Origin of the sequence: Flagellimonas hadalis, assembly GCF_007785775.2 — a bacterium.
GTDB lineage: Bacteria > Bacteroidota > Bacteroidia > Flavobacteriales > Flavobacteriaceae > Flagellimonas > Flagellimonas hadalis.
This window is the reverse complement of sequence record NZ_VNIK02000032.1, coordinates 1-1,877: the sequence shown is the minus strand read 5'-3', so window position 1 is coordinate 1,877 and position 1,877 is coordinate 1. Positions and strand designations below refer to the sequence as shown.

At 49.3% G+C, this 1,877-nt stretch carries 2 protein-coding genes; both read right to left on the bottom strand.

The annotated features are described in order from the left end of the window. Window positions 1–582 (bottom strand): 6-phosphogluconolactonase (locus FOT42_RS17875; RefSeq protein ID WP_417938550.1); only part of this gene is annotated, 582 nt, incomplete at its 3' end. A 14-nt stretch (window positions 583–596) separates the two neighbouring features. Next, a partial coding sequence (locus FOT42_RS17870; protein ID WP_151891793.1) for a sodium:solute symporter family transporter occupies window positions 597–1,877 on the bottom strand: 1,281 nt, incomplete at its 5' end.

Sequence of the window (1,877 nt, the reverse complement as noted above, 5' to 3'; positions counted from 1 at the left end):
GGTAATATGGTCCAAGGTGATGTCCCTAGTGGCCGAATTGAAGTGTGAACCTGGCTCATTGAACCCGATGTGACCCGTACGGCCTATCCCCAATAACTGAAAATCAAGTCCTCCCGCAGCTTCTATCTGTCGTTCATACTCCTTGCAGTAGTCCTGCAGGTCATCCGGGGAAACAGTTCCATCCGGAACATTGACATTCGCTTCGGGAATGTCCACATGGTCGAACAGATGCTGGTGCATGAAATAATGGTAACTCTGGATATTGTTCCGTTCCATCGGATAATACTCATCCAGATTGAACGTGACCACGTTCTTGAAACTGAGCCCTTCTTCCCTGTGCATGCGCACCAGTTCCTCATAGACCCGTATAGGCGATGAACCAGTGGCAAGGCCAAGCACACAGGTCTGCCCCTTCTCCGATTTTTCCCGTATCAATGTCGCAATTTCCGTTGCCACTTGTATGGACCCTATCTTGGAGTCATCAAAGATGACATTGTGTATTTTTTCGAACCGGGTCTCTTCAAACTGTCCCGCAGGTCTGTATGCTATTGATTTAGGTAACGCTTTTGTTTCCATTTTCACTCAGTTATAGTATTTTATGTTAGGGATATTTTTATCTTTTTCCAGGTCATGATCAAAACAGTGCCCGATACAATCGCCACGACCGTGAGTATGGACGCTCCCATCAAACGGCCATAGATCCAGTACCCAGTGGCAAAAAGAATGCTATAGATCAGCACGGTACCGACGATCATCGCCAATATGCCACTAGGGACACTCCATTTTTTTCCGGTACTGTTCAATTCCACACCATCTGCCCTGCCCTGCTGCTCCACTTTTTTCCATCCTGGACCTCCTGGCTCTATCTTCCTACAAAAATTGTAGAGGACCTCCTTGCTCTCGGGCGATGTGGCATAGGTGGCAATGAGCCAAGCGATTGTTGTGACCAACACCACCATGGGGTATTCGGCCCAATCTGGCATAAGGCCAGTGTCTGTTGCAAACAGATAGTCCCCAAGGGGAGTAAGCTTGAGCACGAGGGACAGGATCCCTGAAATGAACATGGCCGTGATCTCGCTCCAGGCATTGATACGCCACCAGAACCATCTCAAAATGAAGATCAATCCGGTGCCTGCCCCGAACACCAACAATATTTCAAAAAGTTGAAGGGCATTCTGGAGCAAAAGGGCCAAAAGGGCACTCAACACCATCAAGCCAACGGTGGATATCCTTCCCACAGCGACCAATCTTTTTTCAGATGCCTGTGGATTGACCCGCTCCTTGTAAAAATCATACACAATATAAGATGAGCCCCAGTTCAACTGGGTAGATATCGTGGACATATATGCCGCGACCAATGAGGCCAGTACCAATCCCAAAAGACCTGTTGGGAGTTTGGTGAGCATGGCCGAATAGGCAAGATCGTGTCCCAGTTTGTCATCCGCAACTATGGGAAATGCGGCCTGGAGGCTCTCCAAATCGGGAAAAACGACCAAAGAGGCCAAGGCCACCAATATCCAGGGCCAGGGCCGCAGGGCATAGTGCATGATATTGAAGAAAAATGTGGCGCCTATGGCGTGCTTTTCATTTTTGGCGGACAGCATCCGTTGGGCAATATAGCCCCCACCTCCCGGTTCAGCCCCAGGGTACCATGAACTCCACCATTGCACCGCCAATGGAATGATCAACAGGGTGATCAATGCGCTCTTGTTGTCCAGATCGGGCAAGATGTTCAGTTTTTCCTTTACGGTTTCATGGGAAAGCAATGCATCGATGCCTCCTACCTCTGGGATATTGACCAAATAGTAGGCCGCGCCTATGGCACCTCCCATGGCCACGAAGAAAAGAACGAAATCCGTGTAGACCACTCCCTTGAA